21 protein-coding genes and 1 pseudogene are annotated in these 24,856 nt (G+C 43.0%); 16 read left to right on the forward strand and 6 right to left on the reverse strand.

Annotated features, from left to right (window positions below; genetic code table 11):
* Positions 1–132 precede the first annotated feature (132 nt).
* The 6 genes from AC1DXF_RS18970 to AC1DXF_RS18995 all read left to right on the forward strand — a co-directional run bounded on the left by AC1DXF_RS18970 (position 133) and on the right by AC1DXF_RS18995 (position 5,453).
* The gene (locus AC1DXF_RS18970; RefSeq protein WP_477450271.1) at positions 133–1,074 is read left to right on the forward strand and encodes an FAD:protein FMN transferase; all 942 of its coding nucleotides are present in this window, start codon (positions 133–135) and stop codon (positions 1,072–1,074) included.
* Between the two features lie 190 nt (positions 1,075–1,264).
* Positions 1,265–1,603, forward strand: a complete 339-nt coding sequence (locus AC1DXF_RS18975; RefSeq protein ID WP_477450272.1) for a hypothetical protein — start codon at positions 1,265–1,267, stop codon at positions 1,601–1,603.
* Positions 1,604–1,636: 33 nt separating this feature from the next.
* Positions 1,637–2,509 (forward strand): hypothetical protein, encoded by an 873-nt coding sequence (locus AC1DXF_RS18980; RefSeq protein WP_477450273.1) that lies wholly within the window; start codon positions 1,637–1,639, stop codon positions 2,507–2,509.
* Between the two features lie 9 nt (positions 2,510–2,518).
* Positions 2,519–3,202: a response regulator transcription factor gene (locus AC1DXF_RS18985; protein WP_477450274.1), complete on the forward strand. Its 684-nt coding sequence runs from the start codon at positions 2,519–2,521 to the stop codon at positions 3,200–3,202.
* 4 nt (positions 3,203–3,206) lie between these two features.
* On the forward strand, positions 3,207–4,541 hold the full coding sequence (locus AC1DXF_RS18990) for a sensor histidine kinase (protein ID WP_477450275.1): 1,335 nt from the start codon (positions 3,207–3,209) through the stop codon (positions 4,539–4,541).
* A 231-nt stretch (positions 4,542–4,772) separates the two neighbouring features.
* Complete coding sequence (locus AC1DXF_RS18995) at positions 4,773–5,453, forward strand: YiaD family glycine zipper/OmpA-like lipoprotein (protein ID WP_477450276.1); 681 nt, start codon at positions 4,773–4,775, stop codon at positions 5,451–5,453.
* A gap of 239 nt (positions 5,454–5,692) precedes the next feature.
* Here the strand turns inward: AC1DXF_RS18995 and porX are convergent, their stop codons facing one another.
* Positions 5,693–7,246 carry a T9SS response regulator signal transducer PorX gene (gene porX / locus AC1DXF_RS19000; RefSeq protein WP_477450277.1) on the reverse strand — a complete coding sequence of 518 codons (1,554 nt, stop codon included), beginning with the start codon at positions 7,244–7,246 and terminating at the stop codon, positions 5,693–5,695.
* Positions 7,247–7,526: 280 nt separating this feature from the next.
* On the opposite strand from porX, the gene AC1DXF_RS19005 reads away from it, so the two are divergent.
* From AC1DXF_RS19005 to AC1DXF_RS19035, 7 genes are all read left to right on the forward strand, one after another.
* Entirely contained in the window at positions 7,527–8,765 is a 1,239-nt protein-coding gene (locus AC1DXF_RS19005) for an HD domain-containing protein (protein WP_477450278.1), read from the forward strand.
* A gap of 136 nt (positions 8,766–8,901) precedes the next feature.
* Complete coding sequence (lpxD, locus tag AC1DXF_RS19010; protein ID WP_477450279.1) at positions 8,902–9,945, forward strand: UDP-3-O-(3-hydroxymyristoyl)glucosamine N-acyltransferase; 1,044 nt, start codon at positions 8,902–8,904, stop codon at positions 9,943–9,945.
* 109 nt (positions 9,946–10,054) lie between these two features.
* Positions 10,055–11,461 carry a bifunctional UDP-3-O-[3-hydroxymyristoyl] N-acetylglucosamine deacetylase/3-hydroxyacyl-ACP dehydratase gene (locus tag AC1DXF_RS19015; RefSeq protein ID WP_477450280.1) on the forward strand — a complete coding sequence of 469 codons (1,407 nt, stop codon included), beginning with the start codon at positions 10,055–10,057 and terminating at the stop codon, positions 11,459–11,461.
* Entirely contained in the window at positions 11,458–12,243 is a 786-nt protein-coding gene (lpxA, locus tag AC1DXF_RS19020; protein WP_090638506.1) for an acyl-ACP--UDP-N-acetylglucosamine O-acyltransferase, read from the forward strand. Before AC1DXF_RS19015 ends, lpxA begins: the two co-directional genes overlap by 4 nt.
* 131 nt (positions 12,244–12,374) lie before the next feature.
* The gene (locus AC1DXF_RS19025) at positions 12,375–12,995 is read left to right on the forward strand and encodes an ABC transporter ATP-binding protein (RefSeq protein ID WP_477450281.1); all 621 of its coding nucleotides are present in this window, start codon (positions 12,375–12,377) and stop codon (positions 12,993–12,995) included.
* A 245-nt stretch (positions 12,996–13,240) separates the two neighbouring features.
* The gene (locus AC1DXF_RS19030) at positions 13,241–14,284 is read left to right on the forward strand and encodes an NAD(P)-dependent alcohol dehydrogenase (protein ID WP_477450282.1); all 1,044 of its coding nucleotides are present in this window, start codon (positions 13,241–13,243) and stop codon (positions 14,282–14,284) included.
* A 247-nt stretch (positions 14,285–14,531) separates the two neighbouring features.
* Complete coding sequence (locus AC1DXF_RS19035; protein ID WP_477450283.1) at positions 14,532–15,008, forward strand: hypothetical protein; 477 nt, start codon at positions 14,532–14,534, stop codon at positions 15,006–15,008.
* A gap of 78 nt (positions 15,009–15,086) precedes the next feature.
* Here AC1DXF_RS19035 and AC1DXF_RS19040 read toward each other — a convergent pair whose 3' ends face one another.
* Together AC1DXF_RS19040 and AC1DXF_RS19045 are read right to left on the reverse strand one after the other, a co-directional pair.
* Positions 15,087–17,516: a TonB-dependent receptor domain-containing protein gene (locus AC1DXF_RS19040; protein ID WP_477450284.1), complete on the reverse strand. Its 2,430-nt coding sequence runs from the start codon at positions 17,514–17,516 to the stop codon at positions 15,087–15,089.
* 62 nt (positions 17,517–17,578) lie between these two features.
* The gene (locus AC1DXF_RS19045) at positions 17,579–18,430 is read right to left on the reverse strand and encodes a helix-turn-helix domain-containing protein (protein ID WP_477450285.1); all 852 of its coding nucleotides are present in this window, start codon (positions 18,428–18,430) and stop codon (positions 17,579–17,581) included.
* 87 nt (positions 18,431–18,517) lie between these two features.
* Between AC1DXF_RS19045 and AC1DXF_RS19050 the strand changes: the two genes are divergently transcribed.
* Positions 18,518–19,459 carry an NADP-dependent oxidoreductase gene (locus AC1DXF_RS19050; RefSeq protein WP_477450286.1) on the forward strand — a complete coding sequence of 314 codons (942 nt, stop codon included), beginning with the start codon at positions 18,518–18,520 and terminating at the stop codon, positions 19,457–19,459.
* Positions 19,460–19,601: 142 nt separating this feature from the next.
* A complete protein-coding gene (pnuC, locus tag AC1DXF_RS19055) occupies positions 19,602–20,210 on the forward strand; it encodes a nicotinamide riboside transporter PnuC (protein ID WP_477450287.1) in 609 nt (202 codons plus the stop codon).
* Between the two features lie 235 nt (positions 20,211–20,445).
* On the opposite strand, the pseudogene AC1DXF_RS19060 reads toward pnuC, so the two are convergent.
* The 3 genes and pseudogenes from AC1DXF_RS19060 to modA form a co-directional block, all read right to left on the reverse strand.
* Positions 20,446–20,935 (reverse strand): annotated as a pseudogene (locus AC1DXF_RS19060) (ATP-binding cassette domain-containing protein); the annotation flags it as partial.
* Positions 20,932–21,603 carry a molybdate ABC transporter permease subunit gene (gene modB, locus AC1DXF_RS19065; RefSeq protein WP_477450288.1) on the reverse strand — a complete coding sequence of 224 codons (672 nt, stop codon included), beginning with the start codon at positions 21,601–21,603 and terminating at the stop codon, positions 20,932–20,934. The gene modB and the pseudogene AC1DXF_RS19060, both read right to left, overlap by 4 nt.
* 15 nt (positions 21,604–21,618) lie before the next feature.
* A complete protein-coding gene (modA, locus tag AC1DXF_RS19070; RefSeq protein ID WP_477450289.1) occupies positions 21,619–22,389 on the reverse strand; it encodes a molybdate ABC transporter substrate-binding protein in 771 nt (256 codons plus the stop codon).
* Positions 22,390–22,794: 405 nt separating this feature from the next.
* Between modA and AC1DXF_RS19075 the strand changes: the two genes are divergently transcribed.
* Positions 22,795–24,705: a 7TM diverse intracellular signaling domain-containing protein gene (locus tag AC1DXF_RS19075; RefSeq protein WP_477450290.1), complete on the forward strand. Its 1,911-nt coding sequence runs from the start codon at positions 22,795–22,797 to the stop codon at positions 24,703–24,705.
* Positions 24,706–24,856: the final 151 nt, after the last annotated feature.

Consider the following 24,856-nt stretch of genomic DNA (forward strand, 5'->3'; position numbering starts at 1 on the left):
TTTTCATCTTATTTTCATATAAGCAATTTACCTTAGTTGTTGTAGAGGTGAGAGGTAACATTTTTGTTATAAACATATCATCCTACAGCGGGATTAGAGTAGTTTGATTTTTTGACGATAAAAATTTATTTTATGCTGGCAGTAAAAACTTTAAGTAACAATTTAACCACCTACAAACGTAATGTACACGCTATGGGTGATAAATTTGAGATTAGTGTAGTTGGGAATGATCCTTTATTGGCCAATGAACAAATAGAAATCGCTATTGACGAGATCAACAGGGTTGAAAAACTACTGTCGGCCTTTGGCGACGACAGCAACATTAAACAAATAAACCGTGAAGCCGGCGTTGCCCCGGTTAAAGCCAACGGCGAAATTTTCAGGCTTATAAGCCGTGCTTTGCAGATATCTGAACTTACCCACGGTGCTTTTGATATTACCTATTTCACCGGCAATACCGGCAGCGATACTACCTTGGTTGAAAACGTGACTGTTAAAACGGCCCCTTACTCGGTAATGCAAACCAACTATCAAAATGTTGTACTTGATGCCGGCAAACAAACTATCTTTTTAAAAGAAAAAGGCATGCGTATTGGCTTTGGCGCCAACAGTAAGGGCTATGCTGCCGACAGGGCAAAATTTGTTTTGCAAATGAACGGCGTTAGCAGCGGCGTTATAAATTCAGGTGGCGACCTGTTAACCTGGGGTACGCAACCCAACAACAAACCCTGGACAGTAGGCACTGCCGATCCTGAACAGCGGAAACAACCATTTGCCCACCTTAACATTAGCAATATGGCTTTTGCAACGTCGGTAAATGCCGAAAAATATGCAAGCATCAGCAAGAAAAAATTTCAAAGTATTGCCAATGCCAATAAAGGTTTCCCGGTAAGCGAAATTAAAAGTGTAAGTGTACTTAGCCCAACCGCCGAACTGGCCGATGCCATGGCATCTCCTATGATTAGCATCGGTGTTAACGCCGGAATGTATTTAATTAACCAGCTAAACCAAATTGCCTGCGTTATTATTGACGACCAGGACCGCGTTTATATGTCAAAAGGCATTAACATATAACAGCTTTAATCGTATTTATTTTAAACCAATCATAATTATTCCGGTAAGCGTATAATCACTTGTTTATCTAAGCATTTTTCCCCTGCTTAAATAAACAAGTGATAATTGTTATCAACAGTACCCCCACTTTGGGTATTACTGTTTATATTGACCGATATTTGAATATAATTTTAAGTTTTTCTTCCTCTCAATGGTAAAGTGGTTTGCGTATATTGTACTGTTATTGATATTTACGCCCCGTTTATCAGCTGCCGGTACTACAAACAGCCCATCAAATCCTGTTGAATACCATCATACGGTTACGTTGCAGCATCATAATTTACCGGCCGATACTACGTTATCAAAAAGTAAAAAAGAGCAGGAAGAAAAAAATAAAATTAAAGAGGTAGCTAAAGCAAAACGGCAGGCCAAGCCCGCAAAGGTGAATGAAAACACTCCACCTGTGCCGCCTAAACCTAAGCCAAAAAGACAGCGCCGGCCAGAAGGACTGGAGCGTCCGCCGGAAATACCTCGAAGAAATGGCGATTAAACAGGTGGTTAACAAACAATTTACCAATTTTTGATGAAGTACCTTTGCTTACTTTTTTTTATTGCCGGCAGTAATGCCTTATATGCTACAGGTATTAACAATACGTTTTTGACCAGTGGCAACATCCGTATTGTGGCCGATACAGATACCATCATCCGGAAACAATCTGTTTCGGTAGGGGTAAACTACGGCAGCGACGCGCTCTTTTTCGGACGCACCAGTCCCGTTAAATATCCCTTTGTTACCGGCGATGTTATTTATAACAGCAAACAAGGCTTTTTTGCCTATAGCTCGATATTAAAGGTTTTGGGATATGCACCGGTTGATGAAATTGATGTTGGCGGCGGCTACTTTTACAAACTGTCTAAACAGTTTTCGGGCACGGTAAGTTATACCCGGTTTATTTTTAACAAGCAGGCCAACGTAATTAAATCGGCCTCGTCAAATGATATCAACCTAAAAAACTCATACGACTGGAAGTTTTTGAAAACCAGCGTAATTGCCGATTATCTTTTTGGCAAATCCAATGACTTTTTTGTTACTGTTACCAACTCCAAATACATTGAAACCAGCTGGAGTATTTTTGACGATCAGGATTACCTTTCATTTAATCCATCATTCAATTTTATAACGGGTACACAAAATTTTGTGCAGCGCTACTCGGTAGACCATCGCTTTAAACAGGATATTGACAATATATTTGTGTACGATGACCCTAACTCGGCACGTTATAACCGTAAGTTTAAAATGCTTAACTATAGCTTTAAGGTGCCCATTGCTTACAACAGGCCACATTATACCCTCGAGGCTTCGTGGCGTTATTCAATCCCTGTTAACGTAGAGGGTGTGCTCGAAAATCACAAAGAATCGTTTTTTAACCTGACATTTTTTTACTTGTTTTATTAGTAGCAGCGCATGAATGTTTTGATCATCGAAGACGAAAAGGCGCTTGCACATGAGCTGGAAATATTCCTGACCAATTACAACTACATCTGCGAGGTTTGTTATGATGGTGCTTCGGCATCGGAAAAAATAGCCACCAATTTATATGATTTTATCCTGATCGATCTCGGCTTACCCGATTACGATGGGCTCGACCTGTTAAAAGAGGTGAAAAAGCTGGGTTTAGATGCCGCCTGTATTATATTAACCGCCCGTGCCGAAATTAACGACCGCATTAAAGGCCTTGATTTGGGGGCCGATGATTACCTGCCCAAACCATTTTCATTGCTGGAACTGCAAAGCAGGATGCAAGCCATTATTCGCCGCAAATTTGGGGTTAAAAATAATATTATAGATCTTGATGGTTTCCTGATTGACTTAACCAACCGTACCATATCATACGGCACAAGCATTGTCAATACCATCACAAAAAAGGAATTCGATCTGATTGCTTACCTCATCCTGCATAAAAACCGCACACTTACCCGGATGCAGCTAAGTGAACATATTTGGGGCAGCGTGGTTAATAATGATTACGACTCCAATTATATAGACGCGCACATTAAAAATATCAGGAAAAAGTTAAACGCATTTGCCTCGCCCGATTGGCTGGAAACTGTACGGGGGCTTGGATATAAAGTAAAGATAAACGCTTAATTATTTGAAATTAAGAACAAAACTTACACTTTTTAACGCCATATCAAAACTGGTGATTGTGATACTGTTTGTATTGCTTGTACCCGTATTGATTAAAAATATCAGCAGCAGTTATGTTGACAGCAAGCTGATAAAACAAAAAAACAAACTGCTGCAAATTGTAAAAAGCCAGGGCATTGAAACTTATATAGTAAATGGCGAAGGCTATGGCAGCTACCTCCCGCTTAAAGATGAGTATATAAGCCTCGATGAGGTTGATCCGAAGTATTTTTTAGATACTATTCAGCGTGGTAAACGCCTTTTTAGCGAAGGCGACACGCTTGAGTACCGGATATTGAGCCATACCTTTAAGGTTAAAAACAAAAACTACCTTCTGGAAATTGGCAAAAGCGTAGATACGCTTGATGAAACCAGCATCCCCCTGCAAAACCTGGCTTTCCAGGTGTTGTTGGGCATGATATTGCTTACTATACTTGCCGACCAGGTTTACTCCAATTATGTGCTTAAACCATTACGCATCATTATCAAAACCAAGCTGGTAGGCCAAAGATTCCCCAATTTTCAGTCGTACCGAAAGGTGCGCACCAGTACTTCTGATTTTGAGCATCTTGATCTGAGCATCCACAAAATGATTGAGACTATTGCCGATAAATTTCATAAGGAACGTGAATTTATTTCCAATGCATCGCATGAGCTGATGACCCCCATATCCATCCTTCAATCCAAAATTGAGAATATGTTTGAGGAAGAGGATATAAATGACGAGTTGAAAGTACGTTTGCTGGAAATGCAGAAGATTCTTAACCGGCTTAAAAGCATCACTAAAACCCTGCTCCTGATATCGCAGATAGAGAATGAGCAATTTTTAAAAGAGGATAAAGTTTCGGTAAGTGAGTTGTTGCAGGATGTTTATGACGAAATCTCCATCCGCCTGCAGGATAAGAACATCAGCTATGAAATTTCGGTGCCCGATAACTGGTACATGGTAAACATTAATAAGTTCCTGCTTTTTAACTTGTTTTTTAACCTGATTAACAATGCTATAAAATATAACCGCGAGGGCGGCAGCATCAGGGTTGTGGCAGTGGCTGTGCATGATAAATTTGTAATAAGCATAACCGATACCGGGATAGGGATAGATGCCGAAGCGTTGCCCCTGATATTTAACCGCTTCAAAAAATTCCGCCAATCGCTTCAGCAGGATAGCTTTGGCCTGGGCCTGCCTATTGTAAAATCAATAGCCGGTTTCCACGACATCGAGATTGATGTAGTATCTGAAAAAGATGTTGGCAGTACCTTTAAACTCATTTTTCCGGCTACGTTGATAATAGTTAGTTGACCGGTTCCCTGTACCTCTCTTTTGTATCGGCAATTTTACATTTATGTACTAAAAATTAGTCAGCTTATTAGATTAAAGCTAATCTGCGATCATTTTTCAAATCGTCAATTTCGTAATTGTTAAAAAAATAAAGCAGAAGTGTGTATTTGCTTTTAGGGGCAGTCAATTTATCCCCATTTTGCTTTTGGCATCTGCTTTGCAAATGGTAGTACATATATACATACTATTATTATGAAATCTCTAAAAATTAAGGTAGCAACTTTCAGTATAGCATTAGCTACGGTTGGAATATTAGGCTCGGGCTGTAATTCATTAACCAAAACACAAAAAGGGGCTGCTATTGGCGCTGGTGCCGGTGGTACTGTAGGCGCTTTTATTGGTAAGGCTGCGGGTAACACTGCTTTAGGCGCTATTATAGGTGGAGCCGTTGGTGGTACCGCAGGTGCATTTATTGGCCGAAATATGGATAGGCAGGCTGCAGAAATTAAACAAACTGTTCCCGGCGCTACCGTAACCCGTGAGGGCGAAGGCATCCTGGTGAAATTTGACTCGGGCATTTTATTTGATACCGACAAATCGGCTTTAAAAGCCGAAGCGCAAAGCAACCTGGAAAAATTGGCAGTATCGCTTCAAAACAACCCCGAAACCAATATTTTAATTGTTGGCCATACAGATAACACAGGAAGCGACGCGCATAATATGGATTTATCCGTTCAAAGGGCACAAGCTGTAAAATCATTTATAGCTGCCCAAAACGTTCCCGCATCACGCTTGCAAACTTCAGGCAAAGGTGAAACAGAGCCAATTGCCGATAACACAACGGTAGATGGCCGTTCAAAAAACCGCCGGGTCGAAATTGTAATTGTTGCCAACTCAACAATGAAAAACCAGGCAAAACAATCGGCTCAATAATATAATTTAATAGTTAAGATCGATAGTTAATTAGAAAATCCTGGCCGCAAGGGCCGGGTTTTCTTTTTTTTGCGCCCGGCATTGGCGCAAATTAATATAATAAACCCCATTAATTATGCCGCCGAAGATGCCGATGATAAAAAAGGCCAGTCGCAGAAGCGCGAATTAAATTAAAAAGCCTGTCGGATAACAAATATTCCGACAGGCTTTTTTGCTCCCCCTTCAGGGGGCTGGGGGAGTTACTTCGGCCCGTAAGTTACAATCGGTATAATCATTTCCTCTAACGAAATTCCCCCGTGCTGGAAGGTTTCGTTATAAAAATTAACAAAATGATTGTAGTTGTTCGGATACACAAAATAGCTATCCTCCTTGGCAAATACAAAGCTCGAGCTTAAGTGCAGCTTGGGCAGCATGGCATCGTGCGGGTTGCGGATGTGGAATACTTCCTTGGCGTTATAGTTCAGGTTTTTGCCTTGTTTGTAACGCAAGTTGGTGTTAGTATTCCTATCACCTACAATTTTGCTTGGGTTTTTTACGCGAATAGTGCCGTGGTCGGTTGTAATAACTACGCGCACCTGTTTCTGGGCCAAAAACTTCAACAGATCAAACAGGGGCGAATGCTCAAACCAGGAGAGTGTTAACGACCGGTAGGCCGCATCATCACTTGCCAGTTCGCGGATCATTTGCATATCTGTACGGGCATGCGATAGCATATCCACAAAGTTGTAAACCACTACGTTCAGTTCGTTGTTCATCAGGTTGCTGACCGACTCATTCAGCGCGCGTCCTTCATCGATATTTAAAATTTTGTGGTACGAGTATTTGCAGTCACGGCGTAAAACACGTTTCAAATGATCAGCTACAAATTCCGATTCATAAAGGTTTTTGCCGCCTTCATCCTCATCGTTTTGCCACATTTGCGGGTAGCGTTTTTCCATATCTAAAGGCATAAGCCCGCTAAAAATGGAGTTACGGGCGTATTGGGTTGCTGTAGGTAAAATACTGTAGTAAGTATCTTCTTCCTCCATCCTGAAATATTCGGAAATTATGGGGTTGATGATCTTAAACTGATCGTAACGCAGGTTATCTATCAATATAAAAAACAACGGCCCTTTGCCATCCATTTTAGGGAACACCTTCTTTTTAAACAACTGCGGCGAGCTTGTTGGCGCCGAATCGGGATTTTTTATCCAGTTTAAATAGTTGCGTTCAATAAACTTGCAAAACTGCATGTTGGCTTCGGCCTTTTGCATGGTCAAAATCTCGTGCATGCCGGCATCTTCCAGTTTCTCCAGTTCCAGTTCCCAGTAGATGAGTTTTTTATAAACGTCAACCCATTCCTGGTGGCTCAGGTTATCGTTCAGCGTCATGCCCAGCGTACGGAAATCCATTTGATAAGCCATGGTAGTTTTTTCGGTTACCAGGCGCTTGTTTTCCGTCAGCTTTTTAATGGTAAGCAGTATCTGTTTGGGGTGCACCGGCTTAATAAGGTAATCATCTATTTTTGAGCCGATGGCATCTTCCATCAAATATTCTTCTTCGTTTTTGGTTATCAGCACAATAGGTACATCATTATTGATGTTTTTTATTTGCTGCAGTGTTTCCAGCCCTGTAAGGCCCGGCATATTCTCATCTAAAAAAACAAGGTCGAAGTAGCCGCTTTTGAAAGTATCAACAGCATCGTTGCCATTGGTTACAGTGGTAACCTTATAGCCTTTTTCGCCTAAGAAAAGTATGTGTGGTCGTAACAGGTCAATTTCGTCATCAGCCCATAAAATGGTGGTATCTTGCATAGTATCTGTATTTTAAGTAGTCTGAATCAGAAACGTCCGAATCGGAATTCATCGAATTAAAGAATTATTTGAATTTTACTTTAATGGTAAGTATTTGGCATTCAAACAATTCTGTTAATTCATAAATTCGATGAATTCCGGTTCAGAAATAATTCTGATTCAGTCAGTAAACCCCAAAGGGACGGATTTGTTGTTGATTAGTAAAGGTATTAACAAAATTTAACAAACATCCCCGGCTTATTTTACCTTTGTTTTACATTTTTGCACTTTACTTGATCCATTGAATAAAAAGAAAATAATAAACGATCCGGTTTACGGCTTTATCAGCATCCCAACCGAGCTGATATTCGACCTGATTGAGCACCCTTACTTTCAACGGTTAAGGTACATTAAGCAATTAGGGATGACGCACCTGGTTTATCCCGGTGCGCTGCACACCCGTTTTCATCATGCCATAGGAGCCATGTACCTGATGGATACCGCCATTGAAACCCTGCGTAACAAGGGGCACAACATAAGCGACGAAGAGGAAGAGGCGGTTACCATTGCTATATTGCTGCACGATATTGGGCATGGTCCATTCTCGCACGCCTTGGAGCGCACTATTATTGAGGGGATTGATCATGAGGATATCTCATCTATGCTGATGAACAAACTCAATAAGCAGTTTGACGGGCGATTAACCATGGCTATCAGCATCTTTAACAATACCTTCCCCCGTAAATTTCTGCATCAGCTGGTATCAAGCCAGTTGGATATGGACAGGCTGGACTACCTTAACCGCGATAGCTTTTTTACAGGCGTATCCGAAGGGGTGATCAGCTCCGAGCGGATCATCAAAATGCTGAATGTTAAGGACGATCACATCGTGGTTGATGCCAAGGGAATTTATTCGATAGAGAAATTCCTGATTGCCCGCAGGCTCATGTACTGGCAGGTATACCTGCATAAAACCGTTATTGCGGGCGAGGAACTGCTGGTAAAGATATTTAAACGCTGTCGCGAGCTCACCTTAAAAGGCGAGGATCTTTTTGCCACACCGGGTTTAAAGCATTTTATAAAAGGTGGTATCGGCAGAGACGCTTTCATGAGTGAGGACCATCACCTGGAGACCTTTGCCAGTTTGGATGATACAGATATTATGGCTGCGGTTAAAGTTTGGGCCGGGCACAGCGATTTTATACTATCAACCCTGGCACAAAACCTGGTGCAGCGTAAGTTGTATCATGTAGATATCAGCAATAAACGGCCGGATAAGGAATTTGTGAACTCGCTTATAAAAAAGGCGATGAAAAAATACAGCATAAGCGAGGCGGAAGCCGGGTACTTTGTTTTCACTACATCCATCCGTAATAACGCCTACACAGCCGGCGACGGCAACATAGGCATATTGATGAAGGATGGCCACGTACATGACATTACAACGGCCAGCGATAACTCCAATTTGGAGGCATTAGCAAAAACCGTAAAAAAATACATACTTTGCTATAGTAAAGAATTAATAGTATCAAGTAGTTAGTATCAAGTATCAAGATTTTTTGTGTGGCGGAAGATTCTAATCCCAATTCAATGCAGCTGTCTTGATACTAACTACTTGATACTTGATACTGAGAATTAATAATTTGCTGCTTTAATTATAACATTTAAATTTGTCGATGCAATTTACTGCCCAGGATATAAGTTTTCTGCTTAACGGAACGGTGGAAGGTGACCCTTCGGTTACTGTTAGTCAGTTAGCTAAAATAGAAGAAGGTGCCGCCGGCAGTCTTTCTTTTTTGGCCAACCCCAAATATGAGCAGTATTTGTATACTACCAATGCCTCTGTTGTTATTGTTAATAACGATTTACAGCTTACCGGGCCGGTAACAGCCACACTTATCCGGGTTGAGAATGCCTACAGTGCGTTTTCGGTATTGTTGGAGAAGTACAACACATTTAAGCTTAACAAAAAAGGTATCGAGCAACCTTGCTTTATTCACCCCACCGCTCAAATTGGTGCCGAGCCATACATAGGCGCTTTCGCTTACATAGGCCTTAACACAAAAATTGGCGATAATTGTAAAATATATCCTAACGTAAACATATCTGATAATGTAACCATTGGTAACAACGTTACCTTATTTTCGGGCGTAACGGTTTATTTTGATTGTGTGATAGGCCATAACGTTATAGTGCACTCCGGCGCGGTTATTGGCAGCGATGGTTTTGGTTTTGCTCCTAATCCTGATGGCACTTACACTAAAGTAGCCCAGATAGGTAATGTAATTTTAGAGGATGATGTTGAGGTTGGTTCAAATACCACTATCGACAGGGCAACCATGGGTTCAACAGTGATACGCAAAGGCGTTAAACTGGATAACCTGGTGCAGATAGCCCACAATGTAGAAATAGGCAACAATACAGTAATTGCCGCGCAAACAGGTATTTCGGGCAGTACCAAAATTGGCGAAAATGTGATATTAGGCGGACAAGTAGGGGTAGTAGGACATATCAGTATTGCCGGCCGCACGCAAGTACAGGCCCAATCGGGCATTGGCCGAAACATCACGGAAGAAGGAAAAAAATGGGCCGGCAGCCCGGCTACCCTTTACAGCGCGAATATGCGCTCGAACGTAGTAATAAACCGCCTGCCCGAACTCGAAAAAAGAATAAACGAATTAGAAAAAATAATTGCAGAATTAAAGAAGGACGTTCATTAGTTCATTAGTTCACTGGTTCATTGGTCTTTTGCGCAGGTAAACAATGAACTTAGCTAATGAACTATCCACCAATGAACTAATGAACCAGTGAACTAATGAACTAAAAGAAATGAATGTAAAACAAAGAACCATTAAATCACCTGTATCGGTTTCGGGTACCGGCCTGCATACCGGCCAAAGGGTTACCATGACCTTTAACCCGGCGCCAGAAAACCACGGTTATAAATTCAGGAGGATTGATATACCAGGCTCGCCAATAATTGATGCCGATGTTGATAATGTAACCGATACATCGCGCGGTACCACCATTTCGCAAAATGGGGCTACTGTTAATACTGTAGAGCATGTGTTGGCGGCTTTGGTAGGTATGGAGGTTGATAATGTGCTGATAGATATGGACGGCCCCGAAACGCCCATTATGGATGGCAGCTCTATCCAATTTGTTGATATTATAACCGAAACAGGTTTTACCGAGCAGGAAGCAGACCGCGAATATTACCATATACCTTACAATATCCATTACTCTGAGCCCGACCGTAAGGTAGAAATGGTTGCCATGCCTTTAGACGATTACCGCTTTACCTGCATGGTTGATTATAACTCGCAGGTGTTGGGTAGCCAGCATGCCAGTATCTCGAGCATTACCGAGTTTAAAAAGGAAATAGCCTCATGCCGCACCTTTTGCTTTTTGCACGAGCTTGAAATGTTGTTAAAGCACGACCTGATAAAAGGCGGTGATTTAAACAACGCTATTGTAGTTGTTGATAAAGAAGTAGACGAAGAAGAACTTGCCCACCTGGCCAAGCTATTTAACCGCAAGGATATCAGCGTAGCCCCGCAAGGAATTTTAAACAATGCCGAACTACGCCATCAAAACGAACCGGCAAGGCACAAACTGCTGGATATGATTGGCGATTTAGCCCTCGTTGGCGTACCGCTTAAGGGCCATATTATGGCTGCCCGCCCCGGTCATGCTGCCAACGTAGCCTTTGCTAAAAAAATAAAAACCCTGATTAAAAAAGAAAAAAGCCGTAAACAGGTTAAAGTTTACGATGCCAATGCTAAACCGGTGTACGATACCGTTGAGATTATGGGCTTACTGCCGCACAGGCAGCCTTTTTTAATGATTGATAAAATATTGGAACTGACCAAAAACCACGTGGTGGGGGCTAAAAACGTAACTATTAACGAGGAGTTTTTTAAAGGCCATTTCCCCGGGGCGCCAATATTTCCTGGCGTGCTGCAAATTGAAGGTATGGTACAAACGGGCGGTATATTGGTGCTAAACACCGTACCCGACCCCGAAAATTACCTGACCTTGTTTTTAAAGATCGAGAACGCGCGCTTTAAAAGTAAGGTAGTGCCGGGCGATACCATTATTTATATTTGCGATCTGTTGGCGCCAATCCGCCGTGGTATTGCAACCATGAAGGGTGTTGGTATGGTGGGTAACAGGGTTGTTGTTGAGGCCGAATTAATGGCACAAATTGTAAAAGTAAAAGGAAACGAAGCATGATCCAGCCTTTAGCATATATACACCCACAGGCAAAAATTGCCGATAACGTGGTGATTGAACCCTTTGTTACCATCCACAAGGATGTTGAAATTGGCGAAGGTACCTGGATCGGTTCCAACTCGGTAATTATGGATGGTGCCCGGATAGGTAAAAACTGCCGTATTTTTCCGGGTGCGGTAGTATCTGCACCGCCACAGGATTTAAAGTACAAAGGCGAGCAAAGTACCGTTTCCATTGGCGACAACACCACCATCCGCGAATGCGTAACACTTAACCGCGGCACCGCTTTAGATAAAAACACAACCACCATAGGCAGCAACTGCCTGCTGATGGCGTACGTACACGTAGCACACGATTGTGTTATTGGCGATAACGTAATTATTGCCAACGCAGTGCAACTGGCAGGCCACATTAATGTGTATGATTATGCGTTCATCGGCGGGTCGTCGGCCGTACACCAGTTTGTTGAGATTGGCGCGCATAGCATGATCTCGGGAGGCTCATTGGTACGTAAGGATGTACCTCCGTTCACCAAGGCAGGTCGCGAACCATTATCTTATGTGGGTATTAACTCCGTAGGCTTACGCCGCAGAGGATTTTCGGCTGCTACCATCGCCGAAATCCAGGAGATTTACCGTATCCTGTTCCTTAAAAAATATAACGTAAGTAAAGCCCTTGATATCATTGAAGCCGAGTTTACCCCAAGCGTCGAACGCGATGAAATCATCAACTTCCTGCAAAACTCGCAAAGGGGTATCATGAAGGGGTTTGGGAATTCTTAATTGGTTCGGGTTGCGGGGTTCGAGTTGTGAGGCAAAGGTTGCGGGTTAGCAATTAACACGAATCCCGCAACTCGAACCCCGCAACTCCAAGCTCACAACACGCAACTCGAACCCCGCAACACGAACCACATATGACCATCACCCTCAACAACATCGGCCGCCGCTTTAACCGCGACTGGATTTTCAGGGGGGTTGATCATACGTTCACTTCCGGCGAATCATACGCTATTCTTGGTCCGAATGGTTCGGGTAAATCTACCTTGTTGCAGGTTTTAAACGGAAGCCTTGCGCCGTCCATCGGTACAATAAATTACACCTTCCAGGATAAACCCATTGAAATTTCGCAGGTATTTAACTACCTGAGCCTTGCCGCGCCATACCTGGAAGTGATTGAAGAATTTACGCTAAGCGAAATGATAGATTTTCATTTCAAATTTAAAAACTACAAACAGGGGCTCGATAAAAAGCAACTGATCGAACTATTAAATCTCCCGAAAAGCGAACACAAGCTTATCCGCTATTTTTCGTCGGGCATGAAACAGCGCCTCAAACTAATCCTGGCCTTTTGCGCTGATACATCGATGCTGATGCTGGATGAGCCCACATCAAACCTTGATGCCCAGGGTGTTGATTGGTATTTAAGCCTTGTTGAGCGTTTTGCTACCGGTCGCCTTACCATTATTTGCTCCAACCAGGAACATGAATATGGCTTTTGCAGGCATAGGTTGAATATATCGGATTACAAAAGTTAGATGCGAGATGTTAGATTTGAGACAGGAGCTTTGACATTCCTTGCCGAAGAATTTGTTCTGCTCTAATCTCCATATGCATGGGTAATCCATCAACTTCCGGACAAAACCTCATAGCTCATATCTAACATCTCAAACCTATACTATTGTCATAATTCAGCAACTTCCGCGCAAAATCTCAAATCCCATATCTCACATCTCAAATCTATTCCCGTACCTTTAGGTAATCAAAAATTAAAACACTACTTATGATACCAGTTAAAGGATACGCGGCACAATCGCCAACTACCACCCTTGCCCCATGGGATTTTGAGCGTCGTGAGGTTGGGCCTCATGATGTGCAATTTGACATTTTATTTTGCGGCGTTTGCCACAGCGATCTGCACCAGATTAAAAATGATTGGTTCCCGGGTATTTTTCCGATGGTTCCCGGTCACGAAATTGTCGGCCGGGTTGTCAAAGTTGGCGACCATGTAAAAAAATTCAAAGTTGGCGATTTAGCAGGAACAGGCTGCCTGGTTGACTCATGCAGGGTTTGCGAAAATTGCAAACAGGACCTGGAACAATATTGCTTAAACGGCAGCTCACAAACTTATAATGGATTAGAGCAAGACCACAAAACACCAACTTACGGCGGCTACTCAAACAGCATTGTGGTTAATGAAGATTTTGTGCTGCATATTTCTGACAAACTTGACCTTGCCGCCACTGCACCGTTACTTTGCGCCGGGATAACCACCTACTCGCCGTTAAGGCATTGGAAAGTTGGCAAAGGTCACAAACTGGCAGTTTTAGGTTTGGGCGGATTAGGCCACATGGGCGTTAAATTTGGAGTAGCATTTGGTGCAGAAGTTACCGTATTGAGCACATCACCAGGCAAAGAGGCCGATGCAAAAGCATTGGGCGCCCACCACTTTGTAGTTACCAGCGATCCGAAACAGATAGAGGCTGCCAAAAATTCTTTTGATTTTATTTTGGATACGGTATCTGCTCCGCATGATTTTAACATGTACCTGTCGTTGCTGCGCACCAATGGCGTACAAATTTGCGTGGGCGTACCACCAGAACCAGCCAGCATACAGGCATTCAGTTTATTGGGCGGCCGTAAAAGCCTTGCCGGATCGGGCATTGGCGGCATAGCCGAAACCCAGGAAATGCTTGATTTTTGCGCTGAACACGGAATTGTTTCAGATATTGAAATGATAGATATCAAAGATATCGATACAGCTTATGCCCGCATGGAAAAGGGTGATGTAAGATATCGTTTCGTGATTGATATAGCTACGCTGTAGATTTGAGATATTAGATGTGAGATTTGAGACAGCTGCGGTTTGCCGCTGCTCAAATCTCATTTTTTTGTAGGGACACGATCCTTTCCGCGAACCTAAGCAAGGTGTCGTTAAACAAGTGTTACTTCGATCTCAAAAATCCCAGGTCGATTTTGCTCTTCTTTATAGTTTTTTTGATTTCGCCATGCCGCCCCGCCTGTTGCTTTGCAAGGTTTATGTTGATATATTTAACATACCAAACCAGCCCGCCATGCCAAAAGAAGAAGTAGCCGACCTGCTCAGGTTCCTGTACGAATTCTCGCCCGAGGTGCGTGAAAAAGCAATCTGGCTGCGCGAATTTGTGTGGGATTTATACCCGCAGGCTAATGAGCTTATTTATGATAATTACAACGCGTTGGCCTTCGGCTGGTCGCCTACAGAAAAATTAGGGCAAACGTTTTGTTCGGTAGCGGTCTACCGCAGTGGCAATCAAAATGTGCATTTCGGATTTTACTGGGGATCAGAAATTGCCGACCCGAAAAAACTTTTATTGGGTAACGGTAGCCAGTATAGGTATGTGCTTGTCAACAAACTTGATGATTTCCCCAAGGATTACATAACTGGTTTAATTGAGCAGGCCTGGGAAAACTCATTGGCCAAAGTCAAAAATCCTAAAGATATTGTTCAGGGTAAAACCATCACCAAAATGATATCGCCAAAAAAGCGCGAAATGAAGGCAAAAAAATAATGCCTGCCCGACCAGTATACTTTAACTCCCCGATTGCCGAATAGCCTTAAGCTTTATGCCTTCTGCTTTTGGCTCCTGTTAACCATTCCCAACCCGGTCCTTCTCGTCACCGGCGCTGCCATCCGACCGGCTGGCCACTTTGTATGATTTGCCAAAGCGATATATAAACGCAATTGTGAATACGCGGGTATCACGTGTCAGCTTAAAATACTCGGTAGCATTGGGGAATTGGGTAAGCCCCTCCATAGCGTTGGTATAAAAAATATCACGCGCGCTGAATTTTAGGGTAGCCCGCTTTTTAAGTATTGGCCTTGATATGCCTAACGATAGTTGCCCTGTTGGGTATAATTGCTCCTGTATATCGTTGCGGGCCCTGGTGGTGTAAAAACCGGATAACTCGGCAGTGTAAATTTTAGCAATGGTGAACTGGTTATTAGTATTTATGTTCAATTGATCTGCCTGGCTGGTATAGGTATTACCGTTAAAGCCTTTTAATTGCTTGTGGTTGTATAAAGCCTGAAAGGTAAGGCTCCACCAGTTAACCGGCGACACCGATAGCGTTGATGACAGGCCATAATTATGGGTGCTGCCCACATTCCCCTGCGAATACAACAGGATCCCCTTGGCGGCATCGTTTAAAAACAGCTGCGAAAAATAGTTTTTAATATTGCTGTACAACAGCGTAGTAGTAAGCAGGCCTTTGTACTGGTGGCTTAGCTCCAAATTCCAGCTGTATTGGGGCAACAGGTACGGGTTGCCCGTTTGGTAGGTGTATTTATTAATGATAAAGTAAAAAGGGTTCAGGTTTTGAAATATAGGGCGGTCAATGCGGCGGCCGGCGGTTAATGTGAAACTATGGGATGAATCGGCCTGGTAGCTGATAAAACCACTGGGGAAAAAGCCGCCATAATTTCTTTTAAAAGCCGAGTCCTGCTGCAGCACATTGCCTAACTGGTGGGCTTTATAGCTGGTGTACTCGTACCGCAAGCCGGCCTGTGCGGTTATTTTAGTATACTTTTTCTCAAAAGTGCCATACACCGCGTTGATGTTTTCCTTGTATAAAAACTGGTTGCTTTTACTATAGTCTTCGGCCCATAGCCCGCTATTCAGGTTTTCATATAAAGCAGCGTTATCGGTGCTGCTGTAAGATGATTTATAACCTGATTGAAAAGTACCGTGCTGATCTGTTTTGATGCTGTAATCAATCTTGCCGGATAAAATACTGATGGTCGTAGGAATATCACTTCTTGACAGTTCCTGGTAACCGCCAGGTACAAGCAACGAGTTATTGAAATTTTGCTCGCTTTGGATATTATAATGCAGGTAATCAAAATCGGCCCCAAGCGTTTGCGACTGGGAGAGTGTATGCCGCAAGTTTAAGTTGACCGAGCCGTTTTTAAACCGGTTTTTGTTGTGGTTGGTGGTTGATATGGCCGAGTCAACTACATCGCTGGTATTTAACCATGTTGCTACCGCGCGGTTGTTCCCATTGCGGTTAACCAGCGTGCCCCCTAATACTACGCCGATGGTAGTTTTGTCGGTAACAGAATAATCTAACCCGGTTTTGATGGTGTTGTTGAACGATGTGCCCGAAAAATAGGAAGGCTGATCGAGCTTGGCTGTTATGTTGTTGCCGGCATCATAATATTTTCTTAGTGCATATATATTGGTGAGGTATTGCACCAGGTTCATGCTGTAATTGAAAAAGGTATTAATTTTTCCGGTACGGAAATTAAGTGCCAGGCTGTTATTGTTTTTAGGATAAACACCCTGCCCAACCGATGTGGTAAACGTGCCATTAAATCCCTTTTGCTTATTCTTTTTGGTTTTTATGTTGATGATACCGGCATTGCCGCTGGCGTCATATTTAGCCGTTGGGTTGGTAATCAGTTCTATCTGCGAAACCTGGCTCGAGCTCATGCTGCTCAATAAATTATTTAAATCGGCACCCGACAGATAGGTTTGTTTGTCGTCTATCATCACCATAACACCTGCCTTGCCCTGTAACGAAATACCTCCATTCCTGTCAACGCTAACGCCCGGCGATTTCTCCAGCACTTCCAGTACTGTAGAGCCCGTGTTGGTAACCGAGGCATCAACATTTACAATGGTTTTACCATCTTTTTGCTGTACCAGTGGAGCGTGGGCCACAATATTCACCTCCTGCAAGGCCGTATTTAAGGGTTGAAGCTTAATGGTATCTATATAATTATGGTCCGGAAACTTATAGGTACGGCTGGCCTGTGGTTTGTAGCCTGTATAAGTGGCCGAGAAGAGATAAGTACCTGCAGGGATAACATCAAACCTGGCCGCTCCCCGTGCATCTGCAATGGCCGATTTTACGGGCTTATTATCCTTTATTAATTTTACGGTAGCGCCTTCGGCGGGTTGCCCTGTTTCGGTTAATATAACAAGGGTAAAATCAGGCTTCCGGGATCCGGCAGACTGTGCAAAGGCGATCGATGATAAACAAAGCAGGACAAGCAGGCACCGGGTTTTAAGGATCATATCAGCTAATGTAATCAGAATTCAGCAGTAAGACGCCCGTGAATCCAAAGTGTTACACCTGGTTACGATGCACGTGGCAATTGTATCGTTTTGCGGTATTCTTTAGGGCTGTTACCTTTTTGCTTTCTGAAAAATTTGTTAAAATGGCTTTCATCGGTAAAGCCAAACTCGTTGGCAATTTCATTCAGGCGCTTATCGCTAAACTGCAGGCGGTGCTCAATCAGTTTGGTTTTATAATTGATAATGTATTGCTGTAAAGTTTCGCTGGCATGCTTTTTAAAGTAACGGCCCATATAAGCTTCGGATATCCTGAAGGTATTGCTAATTACATCGGCCTTTAGTTTTTCGGGATAATAGATATTGCTTTGTACGTATTGTAAAATATCCATCGCTTTTTCTTCGGTGCCCATGTTTAACTGCTCTGGCAGGTAGCGGGCAATGTTTCGGGCCACTACGATGATCAGTGTATTTACCAGCTGCTGAATAAGCTCCTTGTTATAAATGTCCTTATTTTCATATTCGCGGACGATGGCTTCCACTATTGGCCCAACCAGGCGTTTATCAGGCAGGTTTTTAAGAATGCAGCCTGGTTGGTGGTTGGCGTTGTGCAATATGTATTCCAACCGCTGGATGTTTTCATGTAGCAAGCCGCTATTTTTGAGGTAGATGTCGTTAAAACGCAAAAAGAAAAACTCGGTAGTACTGTCAATATGCAGCGAATGGCAGTCCTCGGGCGTTATCAAAAACATATGACCGGCCCGGTATTCAAAATGGTTTTTGTTGATGCATTGCCTGCCTGTGCCCGATATCACATAAATTAATTCAAAAAAACTATGCTGGTGCCCAAACTTTGGGCATTTATCTAATGTTAGATAAGCAATTGAAAACGGTTCGTACAGATTTTCCTTTACCATAAGGCAAAAATACCAAATTATAGAAAACATATACCAATTTAATTATTTTTATTGGTACATATTTGCTTTATTAAAAACAGAATAAAAATGAAAGCAATAATTTTAAAAGAATTTGGCGGTATAGAAAATTTTGAAGCCGTTAATATACCCGTGCCAACCATCAATGCTGATGAAGTATTGATAAAGCTAAAATCCATCAGCATAAACCCGGTTGATTTTAAAACCCGCCAGGGCAAAGGTGCCGCCGGCCGCATCAAAATGGAACTGCCCGTAATTTTAGGCTGGGACATATCGGGCATAATTACCGATGCTGGCAGCGACGTTACCGGTTTTAAGCCTGGCGACGAAGTGTTCTCGATGATCAACTTCTCCGCGTTAGGCAAAACCTATGCAGAATATGTTGTTGCCAAACCATCTGAACTGGCTATAAAACCCGCAAACATCAGTCATAACGAAGCCGCTGCAGCTACGCTTGCCGCACTTACCGCCTGGCAGGTGTTAACCACCAAGGTAAATATCAAAAAAGGCGATAGGGTGCTTGTTCACGCGGCATCGGGCGGCGTTGGCCATTATGTGGTACAAATGGCCAAACATTTAGGGGCTTATGTTATTGGCACATCATCCGCAGCCAATAAGGATTTTGTTTTATCATTAGGCGCCGATGAGCATGTAGATTATAAAGTGCAAAAAATTGAAGAGGTAGTAAGCGACATTGATTTTATATTTGATCCTATTGGCGGCGCAAATACGGAGCAATCCCTTCACATTGTGAAAAAAGGCGGCGCGGTAATTTGTATCGTGCACACTTTTAACGATGAATTGCTGCAAAAAGCGCAGGAATTAGGTGTACATGGTCACAATGTACTGGTTTACCCAAGTGGAGAAGATATGAAAATCATTGCCGGCCTTTTAGCAAAAGGCATCATCAAATCGCATGTCTCCAAAATTTTTCAACTGGAGCAGGTGGGTGAAGCGCATACCTTGCTGGAAAGTGGCAGGGTTGTGGGGAAGGTTGTGGTGGAGATATAAATAAAGTCTCGCTTTTTAAAACTTACGAAGTTTTTAAAACTTCGTAAGTTTCCCGGTTGTCATTATCCATTTAACACCAGTTATTCCCCCGCTTGGCCACAGCCTCCCCAAAACTGCTAACGCTTTTATATATTTGAGGTAAATGCAGCACCTCTTCATCGGCCAGCAAATTATACAGGGCATAAAACAAACCAGCTACCTGGAGTGGATTGGGGCCGTTACCACTATTGCCTGCGTTTACCTGGCGGCGCGGCAAAATATATGGAACTGGCTGGCAGGCATTATTGCAGTAACAGCCTACATGGTGGTGTTTTTCCAGAGCGGTTTATTTGGCGATGCTTACCTGCAAATTTATTTCCTGGGCACAGGCGTTTATGGCTGGTATTTTTGGCTGCGGAAAAAAGAGCGGCAGGAAAAGCCTGTAATTAGCCTTAACAGCAAAGAGTACGCCGTCGTAATATTGGTTACCCTGGCCCTATCGGGTTTGCTGGGCCTGTATCTTCAATATTTTACATCAAGCACGGTGCCTTATATAGATGGCTTTTGCACATCGGTAAGCTTTATGGCCCAATTGCTGATGACCCGAAAAATCCTTCAAAACTGGGCGCTTTGGGTGTTTGTAGATATTTGTTACGTGCCACTGTACATCTACAAAAACCTATATGTAACTGCGGTTTTATATGTCATCTTGCTTGTTTTAGCAACCGTGGGTTACATTGATTGGTATAAAGAATATAAAGGTAAGTCTTGAGTCGAAAGTCTTAAGTTCTAAGTCAGGGAAATCGCATTTACATTAAAACAAGCGGGGCACCTACCGGGCAAAAAAGGGCTTGAGGCTTCCGGCTTAAGACTTTCGACTTAACCGAATACCATTTCATCATCGGCCCAGCCGTCTAACTCCTGCGGGTTGTGGCTTACTATGATAGTGGTTATATTTAATTCTCTCAGCAAAACTTTCAATCCGGCTATCAAATCGGTTTTCATTTTAGCGTCCAGGGCCGAAAAGGGTTCGTCCATTAAAAGTAACCGGGGCTTGGTTGCCAATGCCCGCAATATGGCCAGGCGCTGCTGCTGGCCGCCCGACAGGTAATCGGGTTTATGCGTTTGCAGCGATTCTAATTTGCCCAGTGATAGCAGGCGCTCTATCCAGTCTGCATCAGCGGTAGCATATTCCAGGTGTTGCCTCACGGTCATATTGGGGAACAGGGCATACTGCTGGAAAACAAAACCGATATTTCTTTTTTGGGTTGATAGATTGATTTTTAATTCCGCATTAAACCAGGTTTCCTTATCAGCTTTGATAGCCCCTTTTTCCGGGTTGATCAGGCCTGCTATCACTTTTAAAAAGGTTGTTTTGCCCGAGCCCGATGGCCCGTATATTTTGGTGATGCTGCCCGTTGCAAATTGTTTATCAATATGCAATACCTGCTGCCCGTGATAGGCCTTTAGCTTCTTTTCTATATTGATACTGATCATCCTAAAGGGCTTTTGGCTTGATATTTATTAAATACAAAAACAGCTATCACCATTACAAACGTTATCGAAAATAAAATGAGCGAGTAGTTATTGGCCGATGCATAGTCCATTTTCTCTACCGCATCATAAACCGCTATGGAGGCCACGCGGGTAACGCCGGGAATATTGCCACCTATCATCAGCACTACCCCAAATTCGCCCAATGTGTGCGCAAAGCTAAGTACAACGGCAGTAAGCAACGATGGCTTGATATTGGGCAGCAACACGCTTTTAAATGTTTGCCAGCGCGATTTACCCAAGGTGTACGATGCCTCGGCCAGCGCGGCAGGCAGCTGTTGCAAGGCCGATTTTACCGGGCCAATCATAAAAGGCATGCTATAAATTACAGATGCCAGCACCAGGCCGGGGAACGAAAATACAAGCTGCACATCAAAATTATCATGCAACCATTTGCCCAACCCACGTTGCGGGCTAAAAGCCAGCAACAAATAAAAGCCCAATACCGATGGCGGCAACACCAATGGCATGGTGATGATAGCCTCCACAATGATCTTGAAAAACGACCGCCCCCTGGATAACCACCAGGCAAAAGGCACACCCACAATAAACAACAGCGCAGTGGTAATACCTGCCAGTTTTAAAGTGAGCCATATTGGGGATAAGTCCATTAACAAAAATAGTGGTTATTGCATACGGTAGCCATAGCTTGCAAAAATACTTTTGGCCGCCGGGCTTAATATATACCAGTAAAATTTTTCGGCATCGGGGTTGCGCGCGCCATGCTTCAGCAACACCATGCCCTGTAAAATAGGTTTATAGTATTTAGGGGCTATCACTTTGTAGTAAAGTGCCGTTTTAGCGCCTATATCCTTTACCAATGATTGGGTTGTAAAACCAACATCGGCCACGCCTGTGGTAATATAAGTGTTAACCTGCGATATGCTTTCGCCATAAACGGTTTTTGATTTTACTTCATCTAAAATGCCTTTATATTTCAAAACCTCTTCGGCGGCTTTGCCGTAGGGGGCTATAGCCGGGTTGGCTATGGCTATTTTCTTTACCCGCGCAGTTAACAATAGCCGCTCCCAATTCTCGAACCCAATGTTTTGCGAACTACAAATAACAAGACTGCCACTGGCATACACCACTGGTTGTTTGGTAGCAAAGCCCCCTTTATAGAGCGTTTCGGGGAAGCTCATATCGGCGGATAAGAATACATCAAACGGAGCCCCGTTGCTAATCTGCGCTACCAGTTTGCCGGAGGAACCAACGATGGGCTCGATACTTATCCCTGTTTTTTGTTTAAAATCCGATTGCAATACTTCAATAACCGATTGCAGGTTGGCAGCTGCCGCAACCCTCACATTTTGAGCAAAAGCAGGTAAATGTACGATAATGAAAATGGCCATAAAAACAATTTTAAATGGCTTGCTATTGTAATTTTTATGCTTCATTGGTATCGGTTTTATTTGTAGGTAAAGCCTGGTTAATTAGCTTTTTTTGATAGCTTAACCACATTGTTGGGCCTCCGAAACACTGCAAATATAAACTTGTTAAGCGGTTAATTGATTGATGCCGGCCGAATGAAAATTTACAAAGAGTATGGTTGCCACGGAGGTGATTTTTATATATGTCAGGTAAGTTTGTTTACTTTATAAAAAACTATAAAAAGATAGGTAAAAATTACGTTTAAACCTGATAAAAATCACATTAAATAACTGTATTATATACCTTTAATAGGATTATAAAAAGAAATATATTATCATTGTACCCGGCCTGACGCTAACCAAATTAAACAGCTTTCGTGCCCGCAAAACCAAGCTGCGGGTACGAAAGATACTTACCCCTTTTACCTGCGTATGTATAAACTTTTAACGAGATTTTTTCCTGCCGTTATACTATCTGTTTTTTACTTTATTATCCCTGTTTCAGCCCAAACTATTGTCCGGTTGGATGATCATGTTAAGCAGCATATATTTGAATACAACCAGGTTTATTATTTTGAAGATACTACCGGCCGCCTGCAGTTTACCGGCAATGGCCTGCCCACTTTTGATAACCGTTTCAAGGTAAACCCCGAGCCAACTCCGGTTACCCGGAACGTAAATTCCTCCTATTGGTACCGTATTAAAATTGGCGGCAACCCCGCCACTAAAAATAGCTGGCTGTTGGAGTTTTTTGATCAAACCATTGATAGTATTACCGTTTATTCGCCTATCGGCGGTAATAAATATATTCCTGTGCTTTTAGGGAGCAGCCGCCCGTTTTCTGAACGATTTTATCACCATAAAAACTTCAGCCTTAATTTAAATAACCCGGGAACAGGCTATGCGGTTTATTACGTCCGCATCAGGTCGCACCACTCGGTTAACGTAATTATGGTATTGCGTACTGTGAGCTGGTTTATCAGTTACGCGCTGGATGAGTATTTCTTTTTTGGTGTTTTTTATGGGATGATCCTGGTTTTCGGCCTGTATAACCTCATGATGTTTATTGCCATGCGCAAGGTGCAATACCTGTATTACATTGCCTACAACATCAGCATTGGCCTTTATGAAATGTGTGCCGATGGTATTGCCTACCAATACATTTGGCCCAACAACCCCGGCTGGAACCAGTATGCTTACGGCATTGCTTTGTTTGCCGCCAGTATATTCGCGGTGCTGTTTACCCAAAGCCTGCTCAATTTAAAAGTAAACGCGCCCCGTTTATATAAAGTTACAAGTTGGGTTATCGCCCTGCGCTGCCTGTTTTTTATGGCCTGTATCACCATAAACAACAGCTGGTTTAATTACAAGATAATTGAGTTTATTCCGCTACTGCTGGCATTTTATGCAGGCTGCTATACCTGGGCCAAAGGGTACAAGCCGGCCCGTTTTTTTGTGATCGGGTATTTGTTTTTGCTCACGGGTTTTATCATCAAAAGCTGTATCGCCTTAAACATGTGGTGGCTGCCGGTTACCGAGTTTGATTACTATAGCCTGAGCGTTTGTTTTATTACCGAAATGCTGTTCATCTCTTTTGCCATAGGCGACAAGGTACGCATTCTGAAAAAAGAAAAGGATGATGCCCAGGTGGCCATCATTAAGCAGATGAAGCAGAACGAGGAACTAAAAGACGTGCTAAACAAACGCCTGGAAGAACAGGTACAGGAACGTACCAAAGAACTGGTCGAAAAATCATCGATGATAGCCGACCAGAACGAAGAACTGCGATCTGTAAACGAATTACTGCAGCAGCAGGCCGAAGAAATTTCGCGTATGAACGTGCTGCTGGAGAAGGATAATGTTACCCTGCATAACGATATTGAGAAGGTAACACACGATAGGGTTATGTCGGCCGAGGTTGATTTTGAGGAGTTCAGCAGGATCTATCCCGACCGGGAAACCTGTTTTAAATTCCTGAGTGACCTGAAGTGGGAAAACGGCTATGCCTGCCGCAAATGTAACGGTACCCATTACGGTGGCGGGCATTTACCCTACAGCCGCCGCTGCTCCAAGTGCGGTTACGAAGAATCGGTAATTGCTTACACCATTTTACAAAACACCCGTATTCCCATCAATAAGGCTTTTTATATGATCTTTTTGATGTACTCTACTAAAGGGAAAATATCATCCCATAAATTATCCGAGATCCTGTCCATCCGCCAAAGTACGTGCTGGGCATACAGCACCCGCATTAAAAAAGCGATGGAAGCCCAAAAAAAGGAGATCAAAAACGCCGGCTCAAAAGGCTGGAGTAAGTTGGTGATTGATAACCCGACAGACTAGGTTATCGGAGCTAAGAGCAGAATGCATAAAGCTAACACATTGATTACCTATTCAATAAAGTAATATACAATGAATTAATAGCTTCAGTATTCAAACAAGCTTGATGTCTCGTCCTGAAAAAAGTTTACAGGTGATATATTTTGCCAGATAC

The organism is Mucilaginibacter sp. P2_A5 (genome assembly GCF_056404995.1).

What these genes read in the sequence shown, in the direction of transcription:
- AC1DXF_RS18970 (WP_477450271.1), top strand. Translation starts at nt 133, where the DNA reads ATGCTGGCAGTAAAAACTTTAAGTAACAATTTAACCACCTACAAACGT.
- AC1DXF_RS18975 (WP_477450272.1), top strand. Translation starts at nt 1,265, where the DNA reads ATGGTAAAGTGGTTTGCGTATATTGTACTGTTATTGATATTTACGCCC.
- AC1DXF_RS18980 (WP_477450273.1), top strand. Translation starts at nt 1,637, where the DNA reads ATGAAGTACCTTTGCTTACTTTTTTTTATTGCCGGCAGTAATGCCTTA.
- AC1DXF_RS18985 (WP_477450274.1), top strand. Translation starts at nt 2,519, where the DNA reads ATGAATGTTTTGATCATCGAAGACGAAAAGGCGCTTGCACATGAGCTG.
- AC1DXF_RS18995 (WP_477450276.1), top strand. Translation starts at nt 4,773, where the DNA reads ATGAAATCTCTAAAAATTAAGGTAGCAACTTTCAGTATAGCATTAGCT.
- porX (WP_477450277.1), bottom strand. Translation starts at nt 7,246, where the DNA reads ATGCAAGATACCACCATTTTATGGGCTGATGACGAAATTGACCTGTTA.
- lpxD (WP_477450279.1), top strand. Translation starts at nt 8,902, where the DNA reads ATGCAATTTACTGCCCAGGATATAAGTTTTCTGCTTAACGGAACGGTG.
- AC1DXF_RS19015 (WP_477450280.1), top strand. Translation starts at nt 10,055, where the DNA reads ATGAATGTAAAACAAAGAACCATTAAATCACCTGTATCGGTTTCGGGT.
- lpxA (WP_090638506.1), top strand. Translation starts at nt 11,458, where the DNA reads ATGATCCAGCCTTTAGCATATATACACCCACAGGCAAAAATTGCCGAT.
- AC1DXF_RS19025 (WP_477450281.1), top strand. Translation starts at nt 12,375, where the DNA reads ATGACCATCACCCTCAACAACATCGGCCGCCGCTTTAACCGCGACTGG.
- AC1DXF_RS19030 (WP_477450282.1), top strand. Translation starts at nt 13,241, where the DNA reads ATGATACCAGTTAAAGGATACGCGGCACAATCGCCAACTACCACCCTT.
- AC1DXF_RS19035 (WP_477450283.1), top strand. Translation starts at nt 14,532, where the DNA reads ATGCCAAAAGAAGAAGTAGCCGACCTGCTCAGGTTCCTGTACGAATTC.
- AC1DXF_RS19040 (WP_477450284.1), bottom strand. Translation starts at nt 17,516, where the DNA reads ATGATCCTTAAAACCCGGTGCCTGCTTGTCCTGCTTTGTTTATCATCG.
- AC1DXF_RS19045 (WP_477450285.1), bottom strand. Translation starts at nt 18,430, where the DNA reads ATGGTAAAGGAAAATCTGTACGAACCGTTTTCAATTGCTTATCTAACA.
- AC1DXF_RS19050 (WP_477450286.1), top strand. Translation starts at nt 18,518, where the DNA reads ATGAAAGCAATAATTTTAAAAGAATTTGGCGGTATAGAAAATTTTGAA.
- pnuC (WP_477450287.1), top strand. Translation starts at nt 19,602, where the DNA reads ATGCAGCACCTCTTCATCGGCCAGCAAATTATACAGGGCATAAAACAA.
- modB (WP_477450288.1), bottom strand. Translation starts at nt 21,603, where the DNA reads ATGGACTTATCCCCAATATGGCTCACTTTAAAACTGGCAGGTATTACC.
- modA (WP_477450289.1), bottom strand. Translation starts at nt 22,389, where the DNA reads ATGAAGCATAAAAATTACAATAGCAAGCCATTTAAAATTGTTTTTATG.
- AC1DXF_RS19075 (WP_477450290.1), top strand. Translation starts at nt 22,795, where the DNA reads ATGTATAAACTTTTAACGAGATTTTTTCCTGCCGTTATACTATCTGTT.